The sequence below is a fragment of the Allobosea sp. GW822-FHT03F07 genome (assembly GCF_058801345.1).
This window is the reverse complement of record NZ_JBXAND010000002.1, coordinates 154436-180204: the sequence shown is the minus strand read 5'-3', so window position 1 is coordinate 180204 and position 25769 is coordinate 154436. Positions and strand designations below refer to the sequence as shown.

Annotated in this window: 25 protein-coding genes and 2 tRNA genes; 8 read left to right on the top strand and 19 right to left on the bottom strand. The window is 67.4% G+C overall.

From position 1 onward, the window contains the following. Positions 1–125: 125 nt before the first annotated feature. Positions 126–710: an amino acid synthesis family protein gene (locus AC1RMY_RS09410; RefSeq protein WP_492863755.1), complete on the top strand. Its 585-nt coding sequence runs from the start codon at positions 126–128 to the stop codon at positions 708–710. A 117-nt stretch (positions 711–827) separates the two neighbouring features. Then, the gene (locus AC1RMY_RS09405; RefSeq protein WP_492863753.1) at positions 828–1427 is read left to right on the top strand and encodes a YopT-type cysteine protease domain-containing protein; all 600 of its coding nucleotides are present in this window, start codon (positions 828–830) and stop codon (positions 1425–1427) included. A gap of 21 nt (positions 1428–1448) precedes the next feature. Here the strand turns inward: AC1RMY_RS09405 and AC1RMY_RS09400 are convergent, their stop codons facing one another. The 6 genes from AC1RMY_RS09400 to modA form a co-directional block, all read right to left on the bottom strand. Further along, on the bottom strand, positions 1449–2870 hold the full coding sequence (locus tag AC1RMY_RS09400; RefSeq protein WP_492863752.1) for a M20 family metallopeptidase: 1422 nt from the start codon (positions 2868–2870) through the stop codon (positions 1449–1451). Positions 2871–2988: 118 nt separating this feature from the next. Then, positions 2989–3402 carry a Cu(I)-responsive transcriptional regulator gene (gene cueR, locus AC1RMY_RS09395; protein ID WP_492863751.1) on the bottom strand — a complete coding sequence of 138 codons (414 nt, stop codon included), beginning with the start codon at positions 3400–3402 and terminating at the stop codon, positions 2989–2991. A gap of 4 nt (positions 3403–3406) precedes the next feature. Next, the gene (locus tag AC1RMY_RS09390) at positions 3407–3817 is read right to left on the bottom strand and encodes a winged helix-turn-helix domain-containing protein (RefSeq protein WP_492863750.1); all 411 of its coding nucleotides are present in this window, start codon (positions 3815–3817) and stop codon (positions 3407–3409) included. A gap of 81 nt (positions 3818–3898) precedes the next feature. After that, on the bottom strand, positions 3899–4993 hold the full coding sequence (gene modC / locus AC1RMY_RS09385) for a molybdenum ABC transporter ATP-binding protein (protein ID WP_492863748.1): 1095 nt from the start codon (positions 4991–4993) through the stop codon (positions 3899–3901). After that, complete coding sequence (modB, locus tag AC1RMY_RS09380; protein ID WP_492863747.1) at positions 4990–5700, bottom strand: molybdate ABC transporter permease subunit; 711 nt, start codon at positions 5698–5700, stop codon at positions 4990–4992. Before modB ends, modC begins: the two co-directional genes overlap by 4 nt. 31 nt (positions 5701–5731) lie before the next feature. Next, positions 5732–6535 (bottom strand): molybdate ABC transporter substrate-binding protein, encoded by an 804-nt coding sequence (gene modA, locus AC1RMY_RS09375; RefSeq protein WP_492863746.1) that lies wholly within the window; start codon positions 6533–6535, stop codon positions 5732–5734. A gap of 114 nt (positions 6536–6649) precedes the next feature. Here modA and AC1RMY_RS09370 point away from each other — a divergent pair, with 114 nt between their 5' ends. Next, a complete protein-coding gene (locus AC1RMY_RS09370; protein WP_492863744.1) occupies positions 6650–6856 on the top strand; it encodes a TOBE domain-containing protein in 207 nt (68 codons plus the stop codon). Positions 6857–6867: 11 nt separating this feature from the next. Here the strand turns inward: AC1RMY_RS09370 and AC1RMY_RS09365 are convergent, their stop codons facing one another. The 4 genes from AC1RMY_RS09365 to AC1RMY_RS09350 form a co-directional block, all read right to left on the bottom strand. Continuing rightward, positions 6868–7377 (bottom strand): cupin domain-containing protein, encoded by a 510-nt coding sequence (locus tag AC1RMY_RS09365; RefSeq protein WP_492863742.1) that lies wholly within the window; start codon positions 7375–7377, stop codon positions 6868–6870. A 23-nt stretch (positions 7378–7400) separates the two neighbouring features. After that, positions 7401–8984, bottom strand: a complete 1584-nt coding sequence (locus AC1RMY_RS09360) for an MFS transporter (protein WP_492863741.1) — start codon at positions 8982–8984, stop codon at positions 7401–7403. 206 nt (positions 8985–9190) lie between these two features. Continuing rightward, entirely contained in the window at positions 9191–10048 is an 858-nt protein-coding gene (gene sseA / locus AC1RMY_RS09355; protein WP_492863739.1) for a 3-mercaptopyruvate sulfurtransferase, read from the bottom strand. Positions 10049–10101: 53 nt separating this feature from the next. Beyond that, a complete protein-coding gene (locus AC1RMY_RS09350; RefSeq protein ID WP_492863737.1) occupies positions 10102–10842 on the bottom strand; it encodes an alanyl-tRNA editing protein in 741 nt (246 codons plus the stop codon). 217 nt (positions 10843–11059) lie between these two features. Here AC1RMY_RS09350 and AC1RMY_RS09345 point away from each other — a divergent pair, with 217 nt between their 5' ends. After that, on the top strand, positions 11060–11854 hold the full coding sequence (locus AC1RMY_RS09345) for an SDR family NAD(P)-dependent oxidoreductase (RefSeq protein WP_492863736.1): 795 nt from the start codon (positions 11060–11062) through the stop codon (positions 11852–11854). A 3-nt stretch (positions 11855–11857) separates the two neighbouring features. On the opposite strand, the gene AC1RMY_RS09340 is transcribed toward AC1RMY_RS09345, so the two are convergent. From AC1RMY_RS09340 to AC1RMY_RS09300, 9 genes are all read right to left on the bottom strand, one after another. Further along, a complete protein-coding gene (locus AC1RMY_RS09340) occupies positions 11858–13321 on the bottom strand; it encodes a cryptochrome/photolyase family protein (protein ID WP_492863734.1) in 1464 nt (487 codons plus the stop codon). Between the two features lie 132 nt (positions 13322–13453). Continuing rightward, on the bottom strand, positions 13454–13747 hold the full coding sequence (locus AC1RMY_RS09335) for a hypothetical protein (protein WP_492863732.1): 294 nt from the start codon (positions 13745–13747) through the stop codon (positions 13454–13456). A gap of 134 nt (positions 13748–13881) precedes the next feature. Next, positions 13882–14595: a response regulator gene (locus tag AC1RMY_RS09330; RefSeq protein WP_492863730.1), complete on the bottom strand. Its 714-nt coding sequence runs from the start codon at positions 14593–14595 to the stop codon at positions 13882–13884. Then, entirely contained in the window at positions 14592–17309 is a 2718-nt protein-coding gene (locus AC1RMY_RS09325) for a DUF4118 domain-containing protein (RefSeq protein ID WP_492863728.1), read from the bottom strand. The genes AC1RMY_RS09330 and AC1RMY_RS09325 overlap by 4 nt, the downstream gene beginning before the upstream one ends. Before the next feature lie 18 nt (positions 17310–17327). Next, positions 17328–17918 (bottom strand): potassium-transporting ATPase subunit KdpC, encoded by a 591-nt coding sequence (kdpC, locus tag AC1RMY_RS09320; protein WP_492863726.1) that lies wholly within the window; start codon positions 17916–17918, stop codon positions 17328–17330. A gap of 12 nt (positions 17919–17930) precedes the next feature. Then, a complete protein-coding gene (kdpB, locus tag AC1RMY_RS09315; RefSeq protein WP_492863724.1) occupies positions 17931–19973 on the bottom strand; it encodes a potassium-transporting ATPase subunit KdpB in 2043 nt (680 codons plus the stop codon). A 20-nt stretch (positions 19974–19993) separates the two neighbouring features. After that, positions 19994–21685: a potassium-transporting ATPase subunit KdpA gene (gene kdpA, locus AC1RMY_RS09310; protein WP_492863722.1), complete on the bottom strand. Its 1692-nt coding sequence runs from the start codon at positions 21683–21685 to the stop codon at positions 19994–19996. Positions 21686–21698: 13 nt separating this feature from the next. Beyond that, positions 21699–21788 (bottom strand): potassium-transporting ATPase subunit F, encoded by a 90-nt coding sequence (locus AC1RMY_RS09305; protein ID WP_168166133.1) that lies wholly within the window; start codon positions 21786–21788, stop codon positions 21699–21701. 370 nt (positions 21789–22158) lie between these two features. Next, positions 22159–22233: transfer RNA gene (locus tag AC1RMY_RS09300), tRNA-Asn, on the bottom strand. 169 nt (positions 22234–22402) lie between these two features. On the opposite strand from AC1RMY_RS09300, the gene AC1RMY_RS09295 reads away from it, so the two are divergent. From AC1RMY_RS09295 to AC1RMY_RS09280, 4 genes are all read left to right on the top strand, one after another. After that, positions 22403–22476 (top strand) — tRNA-Cys (locus tag AC1RMY_RS09295). 214 nt (positions 22477–22690) lie between these two features. Beyond that, complete coding sequence (locus AC1RMY_RS09290; protein ID WP_492863720.1) at positions 22691–23332, top strand: protein-L-isoaspartate O-methyltransferase family protein; 642 nt, start codon at positions 22691–22693, stop codon at positions 23330–23332. 124 nt (positions 23333–23456) lie between these two features. After that, positions 23457–24899 carry a TolC family outer membrane protein gene (locus tag AC1RMY_RS09285; RefSeq protein ID WP_492863718.1) on the top strand — a complete coding sequence of 481 codons (1443 nt, stop codon included), beginning with the start codon at positions 23457–23459 and terminating at the stop codon, positions 24897–24899. Positions 24900–25140: 241 nt separating this feature from the next. Beyond that, complete coding sequence (locus AC1RMY_RS09280; protein ID WP_492863717.1) at positions 25141–25728, top strand: PopZ family protein; 588 nt, start codon at positions 25141–25143, stop codon at positions 25726–25728. The last annotated feature ends 41 nt before the right edge of the window (positions 25729–25769 follow it).

Genomic DNA, 25769 nt, shown 5'->3' with positions numbered 1-25769 from the left:
GTGAACTCACCGCAGCACCGTTCAAATTGGTGCCTGACTGGTCCAGCGTCCATCACCTCACCCCTGCCCCTCTCCTTACAGGAGAGGGGTTCCCCGCGCTCGTTTGACTGACGCCGGAGCCCAGCATGCCCGCGAACATCCGCAAAATCCTGACGCAGGTCGATGAAACCCTCGTCGAAGCCGGCAAGACGGTTGTGCCGCCGACACGCCGGGCCGTCGCCGTCGCCGTGATCGCGAACCCCTTCTCCGGGCGCTACCAGGAAGACCTGTCGGAGCTGACGGAGATCGGCGTCGAACTCGGCGACCTCTTGACCAGGCGCTGCCTCGCGGCGCTCGCGATCGAGCCCAGCCAGGCCGAGAGCTTCGGCAAGGCGGCGATCGTGGGCGAGGGCGGCGAACTGGAGCATGCCGCCGCGATCCTGCACCCCAAGCTCGGCACCCCTGTCCGCGCGGCACTCGGCAAGGGCCCGGCGCTGATCCCCTCGGCCAAGAAGCGCGGCGGGCTCGGCACCCCGATCGACGTGCCGCTCGGCCACAAGGATGCAGCCTTCGTGCGCTCGCATTTCGATGCGGTCGAGGTCCGCGTCACCGACGCGCCGCGCGCCGGCGAAATCCTGGTCGCGATCGCCGTCACCGATTCTGGCCGTCCGCTGCCGCGTATCGGCGGGCTGACCAAGGATCAGATCAAGGGCGAGGACGGGCTGCGCTGAAGGCGCGCGCCAACGAGCTGCGCACAGAGAAAAATCTCGCATCGAGACGAAACCTGGAGACGCCTTCCGGAGACTACCCCGCGAAGCATGATCGCTTCGCAAGACGGAGTCCGCCCGATGCCATTCACGCTGACGAGCTTCCATCAGGGGAATTTCCTCGACGCAAGCGATCCCGAGACGCGGGACGGCGTCTGCGTCGCGCTCTGCGACCTCTGGCTTGAGTCGCTGTTTCAGGCCCCCGGGGCGGCGCCGCGCCATCGATTGCAGGCGCTCGCGGTCGATTTCGGCCGGGCCGAGAGCCATCAGCGCCGCTATGGCAGGCTGCGCAAGGCGCTCGGGCGCGACGACGCCCGCCGCCATATGGGCGCGCGCGTCGGCATCGATTACGAGGAGCAGACCTTCGTCGACATGAAGCTGCATAGCGGCCGGGCCGGCATGCTGCAGAAGATCACCGACGATCTGCGCGCGCCCGGTTCGGCCGCGACATGGTCGATGCGCTTCGCTGGCGGCGGCGGCCACGCGATCGCGGGCTTCAGCCGGATCGAGCCACGCCCCTATGGAATGGACACGAAGCTCCACATCTTCGATCCGAACATCGGCGAGTATGTCGGCGCCTATGGCGGCTGCGCCGAGATCGTCGAAGACATGGTCCGCAAGATCCCGCTTTACGCCACCACGACGATATTCCATCGCACGACGGCGGCCGCCGACCGGTAGACCACGGCCGCCATCGCCAACTCAGCCGCCGAGCGACATGGTCAGCGGCGGCTTGACCTCGGGCGGCAGCGGCGAGGTGTAGCCCTCAGTGCCGAGCTTCTTCTTGTGGTCGGCCTTCGCCGCCGCCATCAGGGCGGGGTCGAGCAGAACCGCTGCGCCCGTCGCGACCATCGCCTTGGCGACATGCACCATCGCCTTGTGCGCGGCCGGCGTCTTGCCTTGCGACACGACCTGCCAGGTGTGGAAGGGCGTGCCGATGGCGACCGTCGGGGCGTGAGCCTGCACGGTCGGAACCGCCCAGCTCACATCGCCGATATCGGTCGAGCCGATCGCCGGGTTGCGCTTGGCGTCGAGCGGGACGAGGAAATCGGCCAGCGGCGCGCCGCTGTCCTCCATCCCGATCGTGCGCCAGATCGAGGCGATTTCCTGCGGCGACAGCGTCTTGCGGATATCATTGGCAAAGGCGCGGTCGGCATCGTCGAAATGCGGCGGACCGAGTTCTTCCATGACGCCATGCATGGCCTGCTCCAGCGGCGTGTTGCCGAGCAGGTCGGAGACGGCGCTGACGATCCGCATCTCCATCTTGGTTTCCGTCATCAGCGCCGCCCCTTCAGCGATCTTCTTCACACGCTGGACGAGCTCGAGCATGCCGCGCAGGTCGCGCGCCCGGATCGAGTAACGTACGCGCGCATGGGCCTGCACGACGTTGGGCGCGATGCCGCCAGTGTCGAGCAGGGCGTAATGCACGCGCGCATCGCTGGGCATGTGCTCGCGCATGTAGTTGACGCCGACATTCATCAGCTCGACGGCATCGAGCGCGCTGCGACCGAGATGTGGGGCCGCGGCAGCATGCGAGGCGCGGCCGGTGAAGACGAAATCGGCGCGGGTGTTGGCGAGCGCCAGCGGCGGCGCAACCTCCCAGAAGCTCGACGGATGCCAGGAGATCGCGACATCGGCATCGTCGAAGGCGCCGGCGCGGACCATGAAGGCCTTCGCTGCGCCACCTTCCTCGGCCGGGCAGCCATAATAGCGCACGCGGCCGGGAATCTTGTTCTCCGCCAGCCAGTCCTTCATCGCGACGGCCGCGAGCATGGCGGCCGAGCCGAGCAGGTTGTGGCCACAGCCATGGCCGTGGCCTCCATTCTCGATCGGCTTGTGGCTGGCGACGCCGGCCTCCTGCGACAGGCCGGGAAGAGCGTCGTATTCACCGAGGAAAGCGATGACCGGGCCGCCTTCGCCGGCTTCGCCGATCACGGCGGTGGGAATGTCGGCGATGTTCTTGGTCACGCGGAAGCCCTGGTGCTCCAGTTCCGCTGCATGCTCGGCGGATGAGCGCACCTCGGTATAGCAGACCTCGGGCATGCCCCAGACCCGGTCGCTGAGCGCGATCAGCCGTTCCTTGTTCGCATCGACGTGGCGCCAGAGATCGTTTCGGTTGTCCATGATGGTCCTGCCTTGGTCAGGCCGGCATATGACCAACCGGAGCCCCTTCCGTCCAGCCGTCACACGCATGGCCGGGGCGATTTCGGCGGCTGATCATGCGTCATCCCGAAGAAGTGGCTCAGCAGCAGGCGCCGGCGGGGGTGGGCGCGGCCGCGAGGTCACTCAGGATCGGGCAATCCGGTCGCGCATCGCCATGGCAGTGTTCGGCGAGATGCCTCAGCGTGTCCGCCATCGCCTGCAGTTCTGCCGCCTTCGCCTCGAGATCGCGGACATGGTCCATGGCGAGCCGCTTCACATCGGCGCTGGTACGGGTCTTATCACGCCACAACGCCAGCAGCTCCCGCGTTTCCTCGAGCGAGAAGCCGAGATTGCGCGAACGCCTGACGAAGCGCAGCGTGTGGACGTCGTCCGACTCATAGACGCGATACTGCGCCTGCGTCCGCTGCGGCGCCTCGATCAGGCCAATGCTCTCGTAATAGCGGATCATCTTGGCGCTGACGCCCGAACGCTTCGCCGCCTCGCCGATGTTCATGGCGTCATCCTTCATCCTTTTCCGGTGCAGATTCTTGCGCCGGACGCGGCGCCATCTCGATCAGTCCGCGCAGGGTCTCGACATGCGCCGCCCCCGCATCCAGCACCGTTCGCTCGATAGCCCGATAATGCGTCACCACTTCCAGGCCGAGCGGCGTCAGCCGCGCGCCGCCGCCCCTGGCACCCCCCGGTTGCGCCTCGACCAGCGGCCGCCGGAACATGCCGTTGAGATCATCGACCAGCAGCCAGGCGCGGCGATACGACATCTTCATGGCGCGGCCTGCTGCCGAGATCGAGCCGGTCTGCGCGATCGCCTCCAGCAAATCCGCCTTGCCGGGGCCGAGCCGGCCGCCGGGCGTGAAATCGAGCCGCAGGCCGAGTTTCAGGGCAGGGCGCGGCTCCGGCGTGTCGGGCATGGCGGTTCCTCGGGCATTTTCGCGCCATGCTAGAGCATCGCTCGCACAATGCCCACGGACGCCGCATCATCAGGGCTTCCGCTATGGCGTTTCGACCGAAACGCTCTTGACCACGGCATAGACCGGGCTGCCGACGGCCAGCCGGAGCGCCACCATCGACTTCCGCGTCAGCCGCGCCGCCAGCATCTCGTCCCCGCAAGCGATGCGCAGATCGACGGCGCTGGCATCGTGCCCGCCCGCCGCGCCGATCTCGGCCACCGTTCCCGGCAACTGATTGAGCGCGCTGATGCCGTCCAGCGGCGCGAGGCTGATCATCACGTCGCTCGCCAGGATTCGGACGCGGATGCCGCGGCCGATCGCGAGCTCTCCGCGGGAAACGAGGAGGGGCCCGGCGCGCGTCTCCAGCCGCGCCAGACGGAAGGCTTCGTCAAATCCTGCGACCCTGGCCTCGATCAGCGAGCTTGCCTCGCTCGCGCCCGGCAGCATGGTCAGATCGAGCCGCGACAGGATTTCGGAGGCAGGGCCACAGGCGGCGACCTTGCCACCGTCGATAATGGCGACCGTCGTCGCCAGCCGGGCGACCTCGGCCATGGAATGCGAGACATAGACGATCGGAATCCGGCTCTCGTCCCGTAGGCGCTCGATGTAAGGCAGAATCTCGCCCTTGCGGGCTTCGTCGAGCGAAGCCAGCGGCTCGTCCATCAGCAGCAGGCGCGGATTGGACAGAAGCGCCCGCCCGATCGCGACGCGCTGCTTTTCGCCCCCGGAGAGCCCCTGCGGGCGCCGCGCCAGCAGATGCCCGATGCCGAGCAGATCCAGAACCGCCGCCAGGTCAATGCCGTTGCGGCCCGCGCGCGGCGAGAACCAGTGTCCGAACAGCAGGTTCTGGCGGACGCTCAGATGCGGGAACAGCCGCGCCTCCTGGAACACATATCCGATCCGGCGGCGGTGCTTGGGAACGAAGACGCCGTCCGCCCGATCGACCAGCGCCTCGCCATCCAGGCGGACATGGCCGGACTCCGGCCGGATCAACCCTCCGATGACATTGACGAGCGAGGTCTTGCCCGAGCCTGACGCGCCGAACAGCGCGGTCAGGCGGCCATCGGAACGAAAGGCCGCGTCGAGGACGAACTCTCCGAGCCGGTGTCGCACGGCGATGTCGAGGACCGGTGTCATGAGGCGGCGATGCGTCGCGCGACGAGACGCGCCATCGCCTCCGAGGCGAACAGGGCAGAAACCGAGATCGCGATCGAGATCAGCGTCAGGCGCATCGCGCCCGCCTCGCCGCCCGGAACCTGGGTGAAGGTGTAGATCGCCGACGGCAGGGTCTGCGTCTCGCCGGGAATGTTGGAGACGAAGGTGATCGTCGCACCGAACTCGCCCATTGCCTTCGCGAAAGAGAGGATCATGCCGGCCAGAATGCCGGGCAGGCACAGCGGCAGCGTCACCATCACGAACACCCAGACGGGGTTTGCTCCCAGCGTACCCGCCGCGTCTTCCAGCTTGCGATCGACCGCCTCGATCGAGAGCCGCATTGCCCGCACCATCAGCGGGAAGCCCATCACCGCACTGGCCAGCGCGGCTCCGGTCCATCGGAACGACAGCACGATGCCGAACCAGTCGTAGAGCAATTGCCCGATCGGCCCGCGTCGGCCGAACCAGATCAGCAGCAGATAACCGGTCACGACCGGCGGCAGGATCAGCGGCAGATGCACCGCCGCATCGAGCAACGAGCGGCCCCAGAACCGGCCGCGAGCGAGCAGGAAGGCGATGGCGAGCCCGAAGGGCAGGCTCGCGAGCATGGCAACCGTCGCGACCAGCAGGCTGAGCCGGACGGCCGTCCACTCATCGGGCGTCAGCCAGGTGTCGATGGCCTCGATCATTCAGAAGGTTGCACCGGGCGTCCCAGCCCGGTCACGACGCGTTCGCGGGCTGGTTCAGCACGGTGAAGCCCTGCTTCTCGAACATCGCCTTCGGCCCAGCGCCACGCAGATAGGCCAGGAAGTCGGCGGCGTCGGCGTTGTCCGAATCCTTGGTGACCGCAACGGGATACAGGATCGGCGGATGCGTTTCCTGCGGGAAGACGGCGACGACCTTGACCTTGGGGTCGGCCGCGGCGTCCGTGGTGTAGACGATGCCGAGCGGCGCCTCGCCGCGCGAGACCAGCAACAGGGCAGCGCGCACATTGTCGGCCTGCGCCACCTTGTTCTTGACCTTGTCCCAGGCGCCGAGCTTTTCGAGCGCGGCCTTGCCGTATTTCCCCGCCGGGACGGAATCGACATTGCCCATGGCCAGCCGCCCGTCTCCCAGCGCCGCCGCCAGATCCACCCCGGGCGCGAGCGTCAGCACGGCTTTGGAATCGACCGGTGCGATCAGACCGATGCGGTTGGCGAGCAAGGTGACGCGGCTTTCGGGTCGGATCAGCCCCTTGCTTGCGGCAAAATCCATCCAGTCCAGGTCGGCAGAGAGGAAGAGGTCGGCCGGCGCACCCTGCTCGAGCTGCTTGGCCAGCACGCTGCTTGCCGCATAGGAAATCTTCGGCGCCGGCTTGCCCGTCTGCTTGACCCAGCCCGTGCTGGCATCGTCGAGCGCGTTCTTCAGGCTCGCCGCCGCGAAGATCACGAGATCCTTCGACTGGGCCTGGGCCGCGCCGGCGGCCGAGCCCAGGCCCATCATCACAGCCAGCCCGAGGCCGAGCAGATTGCGCCGCTTGATCATCTGGAAAATCCCGTGGACGAGACCGCTGTGTTTCACGGTATATAGCGATGGTGACAGAGCCCGGCCCAGCGAGTCAAGCGATCGCGCGAGACCCGTGCCGACAGGAGAGACGAGATGAAGATCAGCGCCCGCAACCAGCTCAAGGGCAGGATCGTCGAAGTCACGAAGGGCGCGACGACGGCCCATGTCAGTCTCGACGTCGCCGGGACGATCGTGACGTCGGCCATCACCAACGCTGCCGTGGACGAACTGAAGCTCGTCGTCGGGCAGGAGGCCTATGCCGTCGTCAAGGCATCGGATGTGATGATCGCGATCGACTGAGCGCGCGGCTTTCAGCCCGGCGGATGCTTGTGGATCGGGTCGACCCAGTAGACCGACTCGGGCGCTTCGACCGGATCGACATCGGTGATGTTGACGACCACCGCCTCGTTGTCCGAGCGCACCAGCACGCATTCGAGCGGGTTGTCGGGATCGGCGTTGATCTCCTGATGAGGCACAAAGGGCGGCACATAAATGAAGTCGCCGGGGCCGGCCTCCGCGACGAATTCGAGCCGCTCGCCCCAGCGCATCCGGGCCTTGCCGCGCACCACATAGATCACGCTTTCCAGCTCGCCATGATGGTGCACGCCGGTCTTGGCGTTGGGCTGGATCGAGACCGTGCCGGCCCAGATCTTCTGCGCGCCGACGCGGGCATGGTTGATCGCCGCCTGCCGGAACATGCCCGGCGTCTGCGCCGTGTTGGAATCGAGTTTGTCGCCGGTGATGACGCGCACGCCGTCATGCTTCCAGCGCGGCTCGTCGTGATGATGATCGTGGTCGTGCGGGTGATCGTGGTCGGCCATCGTCGTTCTCCTGTGCCGGGAGATTAGAGCACGACGGCGTCCTCCGAAACCGCCTTGGTCGGTGAGGCCTCCGGTGCAGCAGGAGGCGCACCGCGCAACAGGATCAGTGCCAGCAGCGCCGTCATGATCAGGCCGCCCGTCGCGATCAGGGCCGAAAGCTGCATGCCCTCGACGAAGGCCGCGCGGGCCAGGGCGAGCAGGTCGGCCGACACTTCCGCCGGTAGTTGTGCGGCCTCCGCGACCGCGCCTCCCAGCGTCGCCGCAGCGACGCGGGCGGCGTCGACCGGAACGCCCGGCGGCACGGCATGCGCCATTTGGCTGCGATAGACCGCCGTAACGATACTGCCGAGGATCGCGATACCGAGCGCGCCGCCGAATTCGAGGCTGGTCTCGGAGATCGCCGCGGCGGAGCCTGCGCGCTCCGGTGGCGCGCTGCCGACGATCAGGTCCGTCGTCAGCGCGACGACGGGCGTGAAGCCGAGCGAGAAGATGACGGAAGCCGTCACGACGACGGCCAGGCTGTCGCCGGCCTCGATTCGCGTCAGCAGGGCGAAGCCGGCCGCGGCCACGGCCAGGCCGCAGCCCATCACCAGCGCCGGCGCAAAGCGATGCGCCAGCATCGGCACGATCAGCGAGCCGACGATGAAGGCGAGAGCCGACGGCACGCCCCAGATCCCGGCCTGCAACGGGGACAGCCCGAGCACGAGCTGGAGATATTGCGCGATGAAGAGGAAGCTCCCGAACAGGAACAGGAACCCCAGCACGTTGATCGCCAGCGAGCCGTTGAACACGGCGTTGCGGAACAGGCGCGGGTCGAACATCGGGTCGGCGAGCCGCCGCTGCCGGCGCATGAAGATCGTGCCGACCGCGCCCCCGGCCATGACGGCGAAGGCGGCGCGCCAGCTGGCACCATGCTCGGCCATGTGCTTGATGCCGTAGATCGTCGCCAGAACCGCCGTCACGGACAACGCCGCGCTGACGAGATCGATGCGGCCGGCATCGGGATCCTTGAACTCCGGCAGCAGCAGCGGGCCGAGGATCAGCAGCAGCACCATCACCGGCACGCCGACGAGAAAGACCGAACCCCACCAGTAATGCTCAAGCAGCACGCCGCCGACCAGCGGGCCGATCGCGCCGCCGGCCGAGAAGCTCGATATCCAGACGCCGATGGCGAAGGTGCGCTCCTGCGGATCGAGGAACATGTTGCGGATCAGCGAGAGCGTCGAGGGCGCCAGCGTGGCGCCAGCGACGCCGAGCAGCGCCCGCGTCGCGATCAGCATCCCGGCGCTGGTCGAGAAGGCGGCCAGCACCGAGGCGATGCCGAAGGCGGCGGCCCCGATCAGCAGGAGCTTGCGCCGCCCGATCCGGTCGCCCAGCGTGCCCATGGTGATGAGCGAGCCGGCGACCATGAAGCCGTAGATGTCGACGATCCAGAGCAGTTGCGCTGCGCTTGGCTTCAGATCGGCGCTGAGCTGCGGCACGGCGAGGTTGAGAACCGTCAGGTCCATCGAATAGAGCAGGCAGGGCAGGGCGATCACGGCCAGGCCGAGCCATTCGCGTCGCGTCGCCTTGGGCGTCTCGTCGGTGGAAGTCATCATTCCAACCATCGCTTTGGGACATGCCGCCAGGCGGCTGCCTTGGCAGCCTGCGGTGCGTCCAATTTGGCGCAGCTCCATGTCAGGCGCTGACGGCACCGGCGGCGCGCCAAACCTCCCGCCGACTGCAAGATACTTAACTTATAAGTTTAGTGTAGATCCATGGCGATGCTGCGGTCAATGCCGCCCCCGACGGGGTTTGAAAGCGCGCGTCCGGCTCAGGCCTTCTTCGCCGGCCCCGTCGCCAGCGGGCGGTCGCTCGCGCCCCATTCCGCCCAGGAACCGTCATAGATCGCGCGCGCCGGCTTGCCGATCGTCTCGAGCGCCGTCGACAGGATCGCGGCCGAGACGCCCGAACCGCAGCTCGTGATCAGCGGCTTGTCGAGATCGACGCCGGCTTCCGCGAAGGCCGCCGCGATGGCTTCGGGCGCCTTGAGCTGGCCGTCCTGCACGATCGCGGGGAAGGGCAGGTTGAGCGAGCCGGGCATATGGCCGGAACGCACGCCCGCACGCGGCTCGGGAGCCTCGCCGCGAAAGCGGTCGCCGGGGCGGGCGTCTACCACCTGGGCCGAACCGTCGGCGAGCGCGCGCCCGACGTCGTCGGCATCAGCGATGGCCGAATGGTCGAGCCGCGCCGTGAAGCTGCGGGCGGCGCGGCTGCGCGGCGGCCCATGCTCGATCGGCCGGTTCTCGGCCTGCCATTTCGGGAAGCCGCCTTCGAGGATGACGACGTCCTTGGCCCCGAAGGTCTTGAAGGTCCAGCGCACGCGCGGGGCGGAGAACAGCCCGAGCCCATCATAGACGACGATCCGCATGCCGTCGCCGATTCCCATGGCGCCGACAGCGGCGGCGAAGGCCTCCGGCCGCGGCAGCATGTGCGGCAGATCCGAGGTTGTGTCCTTCACCGTGTCGATGTCGAAGCGCAGCGCTCCGGGAATCCGCCGGTCGGCATATTCGGCATGCGGGTCCCGGCCATGGACGGGCAGATACCAGGAACCGTCGACGATCACGACGTCGGGAGCATCCAGGCGTTCCGCGAGCCACTCGGTCGAAACGAAAACGTTTTCGCGTGCCATATCGAACGGTTCCTTTTGGGCTTGTCTCTGGACGTTTCGCGCCGGTTTCCGGTTCAGGCCAGCGCGATCCGGACGCGCCGGTTCTGCTTGCCCTTCTTCTCGATATCGGTGACCGCGACAAGGCCGATCTCGGCGGTGTTGCGGACATGGGTGCCACCGCAGGGCTGCAGGTCGATATCGCCGATCGCGACGAGCCTGACCCGGCCGGAGCCGCGCGGCGGCTTCACCGACATCGTCTTGACGAGACCGGGATTGGCGTCGAGCTCGGCATCGGTGATCCAGCTTTCGCTGACATCGGCGTTAACAGCGATCAGCGCGTTGAGCTTGTCGGAGATCTCGGCCTTGTCGAGCCCGCCCTCAGGGATATCGAAATCGAGCCGGCCATCGCCGTCGCCGATCGCGCCGCCCGTCACCGGATAGGACAGGACGACGCTGAGCAGATGCAGAGCAGTGTGGATGCGCATCCGCTTCAATCGTCGCTCCCAGTCGAGCACAGCCGTCACGCCCTCGCCCGGCTGCGGCAAGGGCTGGCCCTCCAGCGGCACGTGGATCACGCGGCTCTTGTCCTCGGGATCATAGATCGCAGTTCCGATCGCGATCGTGCTGCCGTCTTTGCGCCGCAACGTGCCGGCATCGCCCGGTTGCCCGCCGCCGGTCGCATAGAACACGGTGCGGTCGAGGATGATGCCACCACGCTCGTTCACCGCCTCGACGGTCGCCGCCGTCTCCGCCAGATAGGCATCTTCGCGAAAAAGCAGTTCGGTCGCCATCGTCGCAGTGCTCGCTGTCGTCATGCCCGGCGCAGCGGCGCCGGTGTTCCGGAAAGGGAGCGGAGATTGCACGGATCGACCGGGTCGCGCCACCGCGCTCTCGCAAGGCAACTCTGCGCCACCATGTCTGCGCAACCATGACCATACGATCGTACCGCTGGCCCTTCCGTCACCGCGGCTCAGGTCCTAGACAGTCCAGCGGCCGTTCAGCATAGCTCGCCGGCCGCAGCCCGGAGGTTCCATGTCACTGCCGCGCATGCAGCCCGGCGACGGCGTCGCCTGGATCACCGGTGCGAGTTCCGGCATCGGCCAGGCCGTGGCGCTGGAACTGGCGCGGCGCGGCTGGACCGTGGCGATCACGGCCCGGCGGCTCGACCAGCTCGAGGATGTCGCGCGCCGAGCCGAAAGCCTGTCAGGCCGCATTGTCGCCCATGCCGGAGACGTGACGGATACGGATTCGATGAAGGCCGTCGTCGATGGCATCGAGAGCGTCCAAGGGCCGATCGCGCTGGCTTTCCTGAACGCCGGCATCGCGCCGGATTCGAGAGGGCTGCTCGACATGGAAAGCTTCGAGCGGACCATCGACGTCAATCTAGTCGGAGCGGCACGCAGCCTCTCGGTCGTCCTGGAACGCATGGCCCTGCGCGGACGCGGGCATATCGCGATCAACGCCTCGGTCGCCGGCTATGGCGGCCTGCCCGGAGCCTCGGCCTATGGCGCGTCGAAGGCCGCATTGGTCCATCTCTGCGAGACCCTGAAATTCGCCTGCGACAGGCGCGGCATCCGATTGCAGGTCGTCAATCCCGGCTGGGTCGACACGCCGATGACACGCGCGAAGGATTTCCCGATGCCGTTCATCATGGATCAGGAGGCGGCGGCCCGGCGGATCGTCGACGGCTTTGCCCGCAGTGGCTTCGAGATCGCCTTCCCACGCCGCCTCGTCTGGCCGATGAAAGCCGTGAATCTGCTGCCGTATCCGGCCTATTTCTGGCTGATCGGCAAGTTGGGCCGCCGGGCGCGCACCAAGCCGCTCTGAGCGTCATTCCGCTTCGGCGGACCGCGTCGCGGCGAGGGCATCGAGCGCGCGCCTGCGGCCGAAGTCCAGTTCGACGATCGGTGCCGGATAGGTCTCGCCGAGAACGATGCCGGCTCGGCGCAAGGTCTGGGCATCGGCCTTCCACGGCTCGTGGATGAGGTCGTCGTCGAGCCGCGCGATCTCGGGGATCCAGCGCCGCACATAGGCGCCCTTGGGATCGAACTTCAGTCCCTGCGTCACCGGATTGAAGATGCGGTAGTAGGGCGAGGCATCGGCGCCCGAGCCCGCGACCCACTGCCAGCTCGCGGCATTGTTGGCCGGATCGGCATCGACGAGCGTGTCCCAGAACCATGCCTCGCCCTGCCGCCAGTCGATCAGCAGGTGCTTGATCAGGAAGGACGCCGCGATCATCCGCACGCGGTTGTGCATCCAGCCCGTCGCCCAGAGCTGGCGCATCCCGGCATCGACGATCGGATAGCCAGTCAGACCGCGCTGCCACGCCTTCAACGTCGCCTCGTCCTTTTTCCACGGAAAGGCGTCGAAACGTGGATTGTAGTTGCGCGTGGCCAGATCGGGATTGTGGAACAGCAGGTGGTAGGAGAACTCGCGCCAGCCGATCTCGGAGAGGAACTTCTCCGCATCAGATGATCCCGCAGAGGCCTCGCCGCTCTCGATGGCGCTGCGGGTCGCGTGCCAGATCTGGCGCGGACTGATCTCGCCGAAGCGCAGATGGGGTGAAAGTCGCGATGTCGAGGCCTTGTCCGGGCGGTCCCGGCCCTCGCCATAGCCGTCGAGCGGACCCGACAGGAATTCAGCGAGCCGTTCGGCCGCCGCTTCCTCGCCGGGCCTCCAGGCTTCGCGCAGCCCGCCGGCCCAGTCGGGCTTGCTGGGCTCCAGCGCCAGATCGGCATGTGAGACGGCCATCGCAGCGATGGCGGGGCCGAGGCGCAACGCTTCGATCCTCTCGGGAGCTGGTGTCGGCACCGGCGGCTCGCCTCTCAGGCGCGCAGCGCGCCAATAGGGCGTGAACACCTTCATCGGATCGCCGGTCTTGGTGGTGACCTGCCAGGGCTCGTTCAGGAGGGCGGCATTGAAGCTCGTGACCTTGGCGCCAAGCGTCGCGAGCTCATTCTTAAGCCGGCTATCGAGAGCGATCGCTTCGGCATCGTAGCGACGGCTCCAGGTCACCAGATCAACCCGAGCCCGCTCGACGACACGCGGTAGAATCTCGGCCGGGTCGCCTTGCATCAAAGTGAGTTCGCCGCCCCTGGCTTCCAGCGCATCGGCCAGAGCCTTTAGAGATCGCGACAGCCACCATCGGCTGGCGCCGCCGAGCGGCCGGCGCGAACCGCCTTCGTCGAGGATGTAGAGGCAGAGCAGCGGGCCATGCGCGGCTGCGGTCGCGAGGGCCGGGTTGTCGGCGAGGCGCAGATCGTCGCGAAACCAGTGAAGAGCTGAAGCGGTCATCGATCACGCGTAGTCCGGCCCGCACTCATTCGCCAGCCCATGTCTTCGCCAGCCCATGTCGCGCGTTCCGATCGCCCCGGTCTGGGGACGCGACGACCGGGCGCCGAGCGCCCGGTCGCTTCTGTTGCTCGCTTACCAGGTCCGATCCCATTGGCGATCGCGGCCGTAATATCCGTAGTAGTGATTGCGGCGATAGCCATAGGCGCGCGCATGCGGCGGCGGCCCGCCCCAATGGCGGCCGTGGCCGTAGCGCGGCCCGCGCCAGTGATGACGGCCATAGTGATGGCCGCGGTGGTCGCGAACCTGAACGATGTCGCTCATCGCCGCGATATCCGGCTGCGGCGCGAAACCCGGCGCGGCGGAGGCCGGACCGGCCATTGCTCCAAGACCCAGTGCGAATGACGCGGCCAGAATCAGTTTACGCATGTCGATCTCCGTTAGTGATGACGCTGTAGCCGAGACTGCGCCGTCGATGGACAACCGCTCATGAAGCAAAAAGTTCGCTCTCGTTCATCTTGGCCGGAGTGCGGGAGCGTTCGTATCCGCCTTCGACCGCGCGATCACGAGCCCGGGATGTCCTGCGAATCGACCAGCCGATAGCCGACGCCGGGCTCTGTCATGATGAAGCGCGGATCGGCGGCGTCGTCGCCGATCTTCTCGCGGATATGGCCGATGGCGATACGCAGATAATGCGTGTCGGCAGCATGCGCCGGCCCCCAGATCGTCGTCAGCAGCTGACGATGGCCGACGAGCTTGCCGGCATTTCGCGCCAGCAGCGCGACCACGTCGAACTCCTTGCGGGTCAGCTTCACGGCAGCGCCATCGACGACGACCGTCCGGCTCGCGAGGTCGATTTCGAGTCCACCAATCCGGATCGCCGCAGGTTCCGCCCCACGTTCGCGCCGGCTGCGCAGCAGCGCCCGCAGCCGGGCGAGCAGTTCGCCGGTCGAGAACGGCTTCGTCACATAGTCGTCGGCGCCGGCGTCGAGCGCCGCGATCTTCTCGGTCTCCGCATCGCGCACCGAAAGCACCAGGATCGGCACGCTCGACCATTCGCGGATCGCCTCGATCACCGCCTTGCCGTCCATGTCGGGCAGGCCGAGATCGAGCAGCACCGCATCGGGCGCCATCGTTGCCGTGCGCTCGATTCCGATTCGACCGCGGTCGGCCTCCAGGATCTCGAAGCCGCCGGCGCCGAGCACGATCGCGAGAAAGCGCCGGATCGGCGCCTCGTCGTCGATCACCAGGATGCGGGGGGGCTTGCTGTCGGTCATTCCGGCACGTCGTTGCTGGGGGAGGCCAGCGGCAGCCTGATCACGATGGCGGTGCCGCGTCCACCTGGACCCGCCTGCGCGGCGACCGTTCCGTCATGCGCCTCCAGCAGCCCCTTCACGATCGAAAGCCCGAGCCCTGTGCCCGCAGGGCGCGCATCCCCCTCGGCGACGCGATGGAACAGCTCGAAGACGCGTTCGCGCTCGCCCTCGGGAATGCCGGGCCCTTCGTCGACCACGGCGATCTCCGCTACCTCGCCGTCGCGCCTCGCCCGGATCCGGATCGAGGTTCCCACGGGGGCGTATTTGGCGGCATTCTCGATGACGTTGGCGATGGCCTGCCCGATCAGCACCGGATCGACATGGAGCGCCGGCAGGTCGCGCGGCGTCTCGATCACGAGGGTGTGGCCGGCAAGAACCCGTTTGAGATCGTTGCGCACGGCCCCGAGAATCTCGCGCAGATCCACCGCCGCACGCTTGGGCGCCAGCGCGCCATGCCCGAGCCGTGTCATATCGAGCAGATTCTGGACATAGCGGTCGAGCCGGCGCGCCTCGTCCAGCGCCGTCGCCGTCAGTTCGCGGCGGTCTGCCGGGCTCAAGCTCCCGTCGGCGTCCGCCAGGCTGGACACCGCGCCGATCACGGTGACGAGCGGCGTACGCAGGTCATGGCTGACGGAATTCAACAACGCGCCCCGCAGTTTCTCGCCTTCGGCCGTGACCCGCGCATCGCCGAGTTCCTCTGCAAGCCGCGTGCGCTCGACCGCGACAGCGACCTGATCCTCGACCGCCACCAGCAATCGCCTTGTCTCCGGATCGAGCCCGCGCAGCCGGTCACGGAAGCGCACGCCGATGACGCCGAGCGTGGTCGCAGCCGTCGCCAGCGGCACGAACAGCCATTCGCTCATCGGCAGCGTCGCGGTACCGGCGCCCGCCGGCTCGTTCTTCTCGAAGGCCCAGCGCGCGGCGCCTTCCGCCCGCGGGTCGAGATCGTCGATGGTCGGATGGCCCTGTACCTGTTGAAGCGTGCCCGACGCATCCGGCATCAGGATGAGCGAATGACAGTCGAGCGTCGCGGCGATGTGGAAGGCCGCCGCCCAGAGCACGTCGTCGGTGTCGTTGGCCGAGGCGATCTTGCGGGCGAAATCATAGAGCGTCGCAGTGCGGCGCTGGGCGGAGCGCATCGCCTCGACCTGCGCTTTCAGGCGACTCGCTAGGCTCCCGGTGAAGACCGCGCCGAGCAGGAAGACGACGATCGAGACGATGTCTTCCGGCCTGCGGACCTCGAGCGAGTAGAAGGGCGGCGTGTAAAAGAAATTATAGGCGCAGGAACCCAGCAGACCGGCGAAAAGCGAGGGGCCGAGGCCGTGGCGAGCTCCGACGACCAGAACGGCCGCGAGATAGATCGCCGAGATCGCGCCGCCCGGAACCGCATCCCAGATCGCGAGCGGCAGCGCGACCAGCGTCGCCGCCCCGATCGCGAGAAGCGCCACGGCATAGCCCTGCCAGTCCGGTGCGATCCAACTGCCACGAACGCGCTTGCGCCGCTCGATCCGGGCATGGGGCGTCACCACCGTGATCTCGAAATCGGTCGCGTCGTCGAGCAGGCGGTCGGCGACTGGCTCGCGGAAGGCGCCGACCAGCCTCAGCCACCATGACTGGCGCGAGCGTGGCCTGCCGATGACGATGCGCGAGACGTTGCGCTGGCGCGCGTAGCGCAGCACCTCGCCCGCCACATCGCATTCGGCGTGCAGCACGACGGTTTCCGCGCCCAGCGTCTCGGCGAGGCGCAGCGCCTCGACCGTCACCGCGCGCGTCTCGGCGGGGAGGGCCTCGTGCCGAGGCGTCATCACGGTCGCGACGATCCACGGCAGGCGCGCGCGCTCGGCCATGCGCTTGCCGGCGCGCACGAGGCTGCGGGCGACCGGAGCCTCATTGATGCAGACGAGGAGGCGTTCCTCGGCCGGCCAGGGCCCCTTCACCGCATGCGCCTGCATCCAGGCCAGCATCTCGGCATCGACCCGGCTGGCGGCCGTGCGCAGGGCCAATTCGCGCAGCGCCGTCAGCTTGCCCTTGCCGAAGAAGTTCTCCAGCGCCTGGCCGATCTGCTGGGGGACATAGACCTTGCCGTCCTTGAGGCGCTTGATCAGTTCCTCCGGCGGCAGGTCGATCAGCTCGATCTCGTCGGCACGCTGCAGGACATGGTCGGGTACCGTCTCCTGCACGCGCACCCCGGTGATCCGGGCCACGACGTCGTTGAGGCTCTCGACATGCTGGATGTTCAGCGTCGTGACGACGTCGATCCCTGCATCCAGCACCTCGAGCACATCCTGCCAGCGCTTGGGATGGCGCGAGCCCGGTGCATTGGTGTGGGCGAGTTCGTCGATCAGCGCGATCCCGGGCTTGCGCGCCAGCAGCGCGTCGAGATCGAGCTCGCTCAGCATCTGGCCGCGATAATCGACCGTGCGGCGCGGCAGCTGTTCCAGCGTTTCGAGCAGGGCGGCCGTCTCGGCCCGGCCATGCGTCTCGACCAATGCCACAACGATGTCGAGGCCCGCGCGCTGCCGGACGCGGGCCTCCTCGATCATCGCGAAGGTCTTGCCGACGCCGGGCGAGGCGCCAAGGAAGATCTTGAGGCGGCCAGCCCCGCTTCCGGCCTCGCCGCGTGCCGCAGCCAGGAAGGATTCGGGTGTCGGTCTCTCGTCAGGCGCACTCGGCATCGGCGAAGGACCAGACCATCACGGCTTGAGACTGTCGAGCGCGATGTTGAGCGCCAGCACATTGACCCTCGGCTCGCCGAGCACGCCCAGAAGCCGCGGCTCGGCCTGCTCCAGCACGAGCTGCCTGACGCGATCCTCCTGCAGTCCCCGTGCCCGTGCGACGCGGCCGACCTGAGCCAGCGCCCCTTCGGGCGAAACATGCGGGTCGAGGCCGGAGCCGGACGCCGTCACCAGATCGGCCGGCTGCGCACCGCCGCCGAGCCCGGCGACGCGATCGCTGATCGCCTGCTTCAGGGCGGCCGAGCTCGGGCCGAGATTGGAACCGGTCGAGTTCGCCGCGTTGTAGGGGCTCTCGACGGTTTTGGTCGCGTCCTGTGGATCGGCTGCGCTGGTGGCCGAGGGACGGCCGTGGAAGTAGCGCTCCGAGGCGAAGGACTGGCCGATCAGCGCCGAGCCGATCACAGCGCCGTCCTTGAGCACGGGCGAGCCGTTGGCCTGTGACGGGAACACGGCTTGGGCGACGCCGGTGACGGCGAGCGGATAGGCCGCACCCGTCAGCAGGCTGAAGACACCGAGCAGGACGAGGGAGGGGCGAAGATAGGAGGTCATTGTCTCATCTCCTCAGGCGAGGCGCAGCAGGTCGACGATCAGGTCGATCGCCTTGATGCCGATGAAGGGAACCACGAGCCCGCCGAGCCCATAGATCAAGAGGTTGCGGCCGAGCAGTTGCGATGCGGAGGCGGGCGCATAGCGCACGCCCTTCAGCGCGATCGGGATCAGCGCGACGATGACGAGCGCGTTGAAGATGATCGCCGACAGGATCGCCGATTCAGGGGTTCCGAGCCCCATCACGTCGAGCACGGCCAAGCCCGGATAGGCCGCGACGAACAGCGCCGGCAGGATGGCGAAATACTTCGCCACGTCGTTGGCGATCGAGAAGGTGGTCAGCGCACCGCGCGAGATCAGCAGCTGCTTGCCGACCATGACGATCTCGATGAGCTTCGTCGGGTCGCTGTCGAGGTCGATCAGGTTGCCCGCTTCCTTGGCGGCGGGCGTGCCGGAGTTCATCGCGACGCCGACATCGGCCTGGGCGAGGGCCGGCGCATCGTTGGAACCGTCGCCGCACATCGCGACGAGGCGACCCTCGGCCTGTTCCTTGCGGATGAGGGCGAGCTTCGCTTCCGGCGTCGCCTCGGCCAGGAAGTCGTCGACGCCGGCTTCCGCCGCAATGGCGGCCGCCGTCAGCGGGTTGTCGCCGGTGATCATCACCGTGCGGATGCCCATGCGCCGCAACTCGGCGAAGCGCTCGCGGATCGCGGGCTTCACCACGTCCTTAAGATGGATCACGCCGAGAACGGCGTTGTCGCGGGCAACGACCAGCGGCGTGCCGCCGGACGATGCAATCTTGCGCACGGTCTGTTCGACCCCGCTCGCAAGCGGGCCGCCGGTGAGCTTCGCCATCGTGTCGGAGGCGCCCTTGCGCAGCGCGTGTCCGCAGGGGAGGTCGACGCCCGACATGCGCGTCTGCGCCGTGAAGGGCACGAAGACGGCGCCCGCGCCGGCAGCCGCATCGAAACCGAAGCGCTTGGCGGCGAGATCGACGATCGACTTGCCTTCCGGCGTCTCGTCGGCGAGCGAAGCCAGGAAAGCGGCCTCGGCCAGCTCGCGCTCACCGACACCCGGCGCAGGCTCGAAGGCATGGGCCATGCGGTTGCCGAAGGTGATCGTGCCGGTCTTGTCGAGCAGCAGCACGTCGATGTCGCCGGCGGCCTCGACCGCGCGGCCGGACTTGGCGATGACGTTGGCCTTCACCAGCCGGTCCATGCCGGCGATGCCGATGGCCGAGAGCAGCCCGCCGATCGTCGTCGGAATCAGCGTGACGAACAGCGCGGCGAGATAGATCACCGGCAGCGTCGTACCCGACCAGGAGGCAAAGAAGGGCAGCGTCACCACGACGAAGAGGAAGACCAGTGTCAGCGCCGCCAGCAGGATGTCGAGCGCGATCTCGTTTGGCGTCTTCTGGCGCTGCGCGCCCTCGACCAGCGCGATCATGCGGTCGAGGAAGGTCTCGCCCTGCCGGGCGGTGACCCGCACCACCAGCCAGTCGGAGACCAGCCGCGTGCCGCCGGTGACCGAGGAGCGGTCGCCGCCCGATTCGCGGATCACGGGCGCGGATTCGCCGGTGATCGCGCTTTCGTCGACCGAGGCCACGCCCTCGATGATCTCGCCATCGGTCGGGATGGTGTCGCCGGCCTCGACGAGGATGACCTCGCCGGGTTCGACCCGCTCGACATCCTTGGTGCCGTAGACGACGCGGTCGGCCGGGTCGACCAGAACCTTGGCCAGCGCCGAGGAGCGGGTCGAGCGGAAGGCGTCGGCGCGGGCCTTGCCGCGCCCTTCGGCGACAGCCTCCGCGAAATTGGCGAAGAGCACCGTGAACCAGAGCCAGATCGCGATCTGAAGCCCGATCCAGAAGACCGGGCCTCCCGTCAGCCCTTCGCGGATGACGAGCACGGTGGCCAGCACCGAGACCAGCGCGGTCGAGAAGATGACCGGATTGCGCGCCAGGCTGCGCGGATCGAGCTTGCGGAAGGCCTGCAGGATCGCGGGCCTGATGATGAGGGGCGAGAACAGGCCCATCTCGACGGGAGCATGCTTGCTCATGCGATGACTTTCCAGCTTGCTCAGAAGCTCTGCCCGGCCAGGATCGAGACGTGTTCTGCGATCGGGCCGAGGGCGAGGATGGGAAGGAAGGTGAGGGCGCCGACGATCAGGATCGTCGCGACCAGCAGGGTGACGAAGAGCGGCCCATGCGTCGGGAAGGTACCGGCCGTTTCGCCTGCCGGGCGCTTGGCCGAAAGGCTGCCTGCAATCGCCAGGACCGGAATGATGTAGCCGAAGCGGCCGAGCATCATCGCGATACCGAGGAAGGCGTTGTGCCAGGGCGTATTGGCGGTGAATCCGGCAAAGGCCGAGCCGTTGTTGCCGCTCGCCGAGGTGTAGGCATAGAGCAGCTCGGACAACCCGTGCGGCCCCGCATCCTGCACCGAGGACTGCGCCTGGCCGGTCGCGATCGCGAGCGAGGCGAAGACCAGGATGCCGAGCGGCATCACCAACAGCGTCAATGCCGCCAGCTTGATCTCGCGCGCCTCGATCTTCTTGCCGAGATATTCCGGCGTCCGCCCGACCATCAGCCCGGCCAGGAAGACCGTGATGATGACGAAGAGCAGCATGCCGGTGAGCCCGACGCCGACGCCGCCATAGACGACCTCGCCGAGCTGGATGTTGAGCATGGCAACGAGCCCGCCGAGCGGCGTGAACGAATCGTGCATCGCATTGACCGAGCCGTTGGAGGCGGCCGTCGTCGCGGCCGCCCACAGGGTCGAGGCGAGAATGCCGAAGCGGACCTCCTTGCCCTCCATGTTGCCCGCGGTGGCATCGACCAGCCCGGCATGCAGCGGGTTGCCGAGGCGCTCCGCGCCATAGATCGCGGCGAAGCCGACGAGGAACAGCACCGCCATCGCGGCGAACAAGGCCCGGCCCTGCCGGCGGTCGCCGACGAGGCGGCCATAGGTGAAGCAGAAGGCGACGGGAATCAGCAGGATCGAGATCGTCGTCAGCAGGTTGCTGAGCGCGGTCGGGTTCTCGAAGGGATGTGCCGAATTGACGTTGAAGAAGCCGCCGCCATTGGTGCCGAGCTGCTTTATCGCGATCTGGCTCGCCACGGGCCCGAGCGCGATGCTCTGCTTGGCGCCTTCCAGCGTCGTCGCGTCGAAGGAGCCCGCGAGCGTCTGCGGCAGGCCGATGGCGACCAGGATCAGCGCCAGCACGAGTGAAGCCGGCAGCAGGATATAGAGCGTGGTGCGGGTGAGATCGACCCAGAAATTGCCGATAACCCGCGTCTGCTTGGCAGCGAATCCCCGCGCGACGGCCGCGGCGACGGCCGCGCCGCTGGCAGCGGAGACGAAGTTCTGCGTCGTCAGCCCGAACATCTGGCTCAGATTCGAGAGCGTCGTCTCGCCGCCATAGGACTGCCAGTTGGTGTTGGTGACGAAGGAGATCGCGGTGTTGAAGGCGAGATGCCCCGACAGCCCGTCGAAGCCCTGCGGGTTCAGCGGCAGGAAATTCTGGAAGCGCAGAATCAGGAAGAGCAGCGCGAAGCCCGCCGCGTTGAAGACGAGCAGCGAGAAGGCATAGGCCTGCCAACGCTGCGGCTGTGGCCGACGCTCGCCGGCAAGCCCGAGAATCGCGTTCTCGACGGGCGCGAGGAACCGGACTTCTCCGGTGAAGACGCGCGCCATGTAGTGTCCGAGCGGCCAGGCCGCGAGCAGGAGCAGGGCGCCGAACAGCAGGAACTGGATCAGGTCGAGGGTCATGGGATGCGACCTCTCAGAAGGATTCGGGGCGCAGCAGCGCCTTGAGCAGATAGGCGAGCAGCAGCGCGGCCGCCGTCAGCCCGAGGATGATGTCGAGGGGCATGATTCGCCTCACAGCCGGTCGGCCGCCGAAACGGCGACGCAGGCGAGCCCGAACAGCCCGAGGCCGCCGAGCAGGAAAAGGGTGTCGATGATCATGGAAAACTCCGATCTCTGGTTCGATCGGAGCTAGGGAGGATGCCCATAAGAGCGCCATGTCGAATGCGGCGCTCACCCGTAAAGTCTGCGTAAAGCACCCTGGCACGATGCGGCCGACGCCGAGATCGAATGGCGGGCAAGGCCAGGGAGCGCGGCGGCGGTGCTTGGCCCGTCCTGCGCAGCAGCTCTTTCGTATTGGCAAAATGCGCTGCCGCTCCCCGAGCGCAAACAGCAAAAAGGGCTTGGGCGATTTCGACCCAAACCCTTGACAATGCTGGCTCCCGGAGCAGGATTCGAACCTGCGACCAATCGATTAACAGTCGATTGCTCTACCGCTGAGCTATCCGGGATCAGTGGCCGCCGTATACCCACGCCTCTGCGACTGCGCAACCCCTTTCGGACAGGATCGACCCGATTGCGTTGCCGACCACCAGCTTGAGCGGATGGCGGTTGCAGCGGGCGCCGGCTTGTGGTTATAGGCGGGCCTTCGGGGCGTCGCTGCGGCGGCCTCCCGCGGAAGGCCTCGTGGCGGAGTGGTTACGCAGAGGACTGCAAATCCTTGCACCCCGGTTCGATTCCGGGCGAGGCCTCCAAATTCCCCAACCAGCAATGATGTGAGGGCGGCGACGATGCTGCCGGCGACGGCCGTGGGCCGCCGCGCTGCAACGTCTTGCCTTTTCCGGCGCGCTCGAACAGAAAGCACTCGAAGGCGGCAGTGACGCCGGTCGGGGCAGGGCGCCTTGGGCGCATCCCGGTCGGCCGTAGCCAGGATCAGGCCATGAGTGCCGCGGACGGAGATTTCGGGACATGGAGAGTTTCGCCGCACTGCGCCGCATGATGGTCGATTGCCAGCTGCGGACCTATGACGTCACGGATCGCGCCGTCCTTGCCGCGGCCGACGAGGTTCCGCGCGAGGCCTTCCTGCCGCAATCGCTGTCGCATCTGGCGTATCTCGACCAGCCGGTGGCGTTGCCCGGGACCGGCCGCGCGCTGATGACCCCGATGGTGATCGCCCGCATGATTCAGGTGCTCGACCTACAGCCGGGCGAGGACGCCCTCGAATATGGCGGCGGGACCGGCTACGGAGCTGCCCTCATGGCTTGCATGGGAACGCGCGCGACGCTCTGGGAGCCCGATGCAGAGGCCTTCGCGATGGCAGAATCGGCCCTCCGTGGCGCTGCCCCGAATGTCTCGGCCACGGCGAAACGCCCCTCCGCCGACGCGGCATTCGACGCGATTCTGGTCAGCGGCGCTTGCGAGACCGCCCCGGAAACACTTTTTTCGCTGCTGCGTGAGGGCGGACGTTTGATCGCCGTGGACGGGCTGGGCCGGTCGGCACGGGTCAATTTGTACCAGAAGTCCGGGGGTAAGGTGTCCGGCCGCCCGGTTTTCGACGCCGCAGCGCCCGTGTTGGCCGAGTTTCGCCGCAAACCGGCGTTCGTCTTCTGATTAAGTAAAGTGTCGCATTTTTGCGGCACTATGGAATTCACACTCTGCTCGGACCGCTCTTCACGTTGGCGGACAAGGCCAACCGGGCTATGTGGTATGTTGATTTTATGCCGAGGCTAGGGCGATGCCTGGGCGCGACTTGAGTCCGCACATGAGGCGTCCATTGATACGACGGAATAAAAATACGAAGACCGCCGGGCTCGGCTTCGCCGTGGCGCTTGGTCTTGTGCTCGCATCGGGTGTCTCGTCGGCGGCTCTCGCGCAGACAATGGACGCGGCCTTGGCTCGCGCCTACTCCGGCAACCCGACATTGAATGCGCAGCGCGCCTCGGTGCGTGCCACCAACGAGAACGTGCCGCAGGCGCTTTCTGGTTATCGGCCGCGTATCACCGCCTCCGCCGACATCGGAGCCAGCATCACCGATGCGAACGTCCCCGGCGTTCCCGGAAATACGGTTTCGCGCTTGGGCCCCCGCGGCGCCGGCGTGCAGATCGATCAGAACATCTTCGACGGGGGAAAGACGCGCAGCTCCGTCAGCCAGGCCGAGTCGCAGGTGCTCGGTGCACGCGCCACCTTGCTGAACACCGAGCAGAACGTGCTGCTCGATGCCGCGACATCCTACATGAACGTGTTGCGCGACACGGCGATCCTCACCCTCAACCGCAACAACGTCGAAGTGCTCGAGGAGCAGCTGCGCCAGACGCGTGATCGCTTTCAGGTCGGCGAAGTGACGCGCACCGACGTCGCCCAGGCGGAGGCACGCCTGTCGCAGGCGCAGTCGCAGGCGATCCTGGCCGAATCGAACCTCAAGACCTCGATCGCGCGCTACCGCCAGAACGTCGGTGCCGAGCCGAAGCAGCTCGCGCCCGGCCGCCCGGTCGAGAATCTCCTGCCCAAATCGCTACCCGCCGCGCTGAATACGGCTCTGGCCGGTCATCCCGCGATCATCGCCTCGCTGCATGGCGTCGATGCCGCGGAGTTGCAGGTCAAGGTCACGGAGGCCGATCTCTACCCGGTGCTCGGCGTTCGAGGTACCGTGCAACAGCGTTACGATTCCAACGTTTTCGGTGACAACCGCACCTCGGCCGCCGTCGTCGGCACGCTGACAATCCCGATCTATGAGGGCGGTCAGGTCTATTCGCGCACGCGGCAGGCCAAGGAGACAGCCGGTCAGCGCAGGATCGAGGTCGATACGCAGCGCGACACCGTGCGTGCCGCCGTGGTCTCGGCCTGGGGCGCGCACGACGCTGCCAAGGCCCAGATCATTGCCGCCCAGGCACAGGTGCAGGCTGCGGAAACCGCTCTCGCCGGTGTCCGTGAGGAAGCCAAGGTCGGCCAGCGCACGACGCTCGACGTCCTCAATGCGCAGCAGGAACTGGTGATCGCTCGCTCGACGCTGGTGACGGCTCAGCGCGACCGCGTCGTCGCGTCCTACGCCGTGCTGTCGGCGATCGGTCGTCTCTCCGCCACGACCCTGAGGTTGAAGACCGAGGTCTACGACGCCCGCAGGCACTACGATCAGGTCAAGGGCCTGCTCTGGGGCACACAGACCCCGGACGGTCGCTGACCGGTCCGCGCCGGCCAGGACGCCGCGCCTCCAGACTGCGAGCAAGGCCTTGGCGGCGAATGGCCGTCGAGCGGATGGCACGGACATCCGGCAACGTTCATCGACATTCCCGCAACAGGCGGAGTTTTCCCTGTGGGTGGAAGGGCATGCAGCCTTGCCTGATGGGGGATGCGTGAAATACTCGATGATCGGGCGGCGTTGATTCTTTCGGTGCGCCCGGAGTCGAGTGGTCCGGATCCAGATGAACGCGCAACCGAAGCCAAACGAACCGTCGATGGAGGAGATTCTCGCCTCCATCCGACGGATCATTTCGGATGATGAGGTCAAGCCCGCCGAGGCTGGGGGCGAGCCCGCGCCGGTGGCGGAAGAGCCGGCTGCCGTCGATATCGACGAGGACGTCCTGGATCTTGGCGCCGAAGCAGCCCTCGTGCTTCCGCCGGAGCCGGAAGTCGGGGCAAAGCCGGTCGAGGGCGACATCGATTTCCTCGATCCGCCGGCTCCGGAGCCCGAGCCCGCCCAACTCGCCCCCGAGCCCCCGCCGGAGCCTGTCGCCCCGCCCGTCTTCGCGGCCGCGCCCCCTCCGCCGCCATCGAGCGCGCCGTTCGACATGGCGCAATTGCTCTCCGACCAGACCAGTTCGGCGGTCAGCAGCGCCTTTGGGCAGCTCGCCCATACCGTGCTCTCGAACAATGCGCGCACGCTCGAGGATCTCGTCAAGGACATGCTCAAGCCGATGCTCAAGGGCTGGCTCGACGACAATCTGCCGACGATGGTTGAGCGCCTGGTACGCGCCGAGATCGAGCGCGTTGCGCGCGGCGGGCGCAACTGAGGCGGATAGGCCCCGCGCGACCGTCCCCGACGCGCCGATGG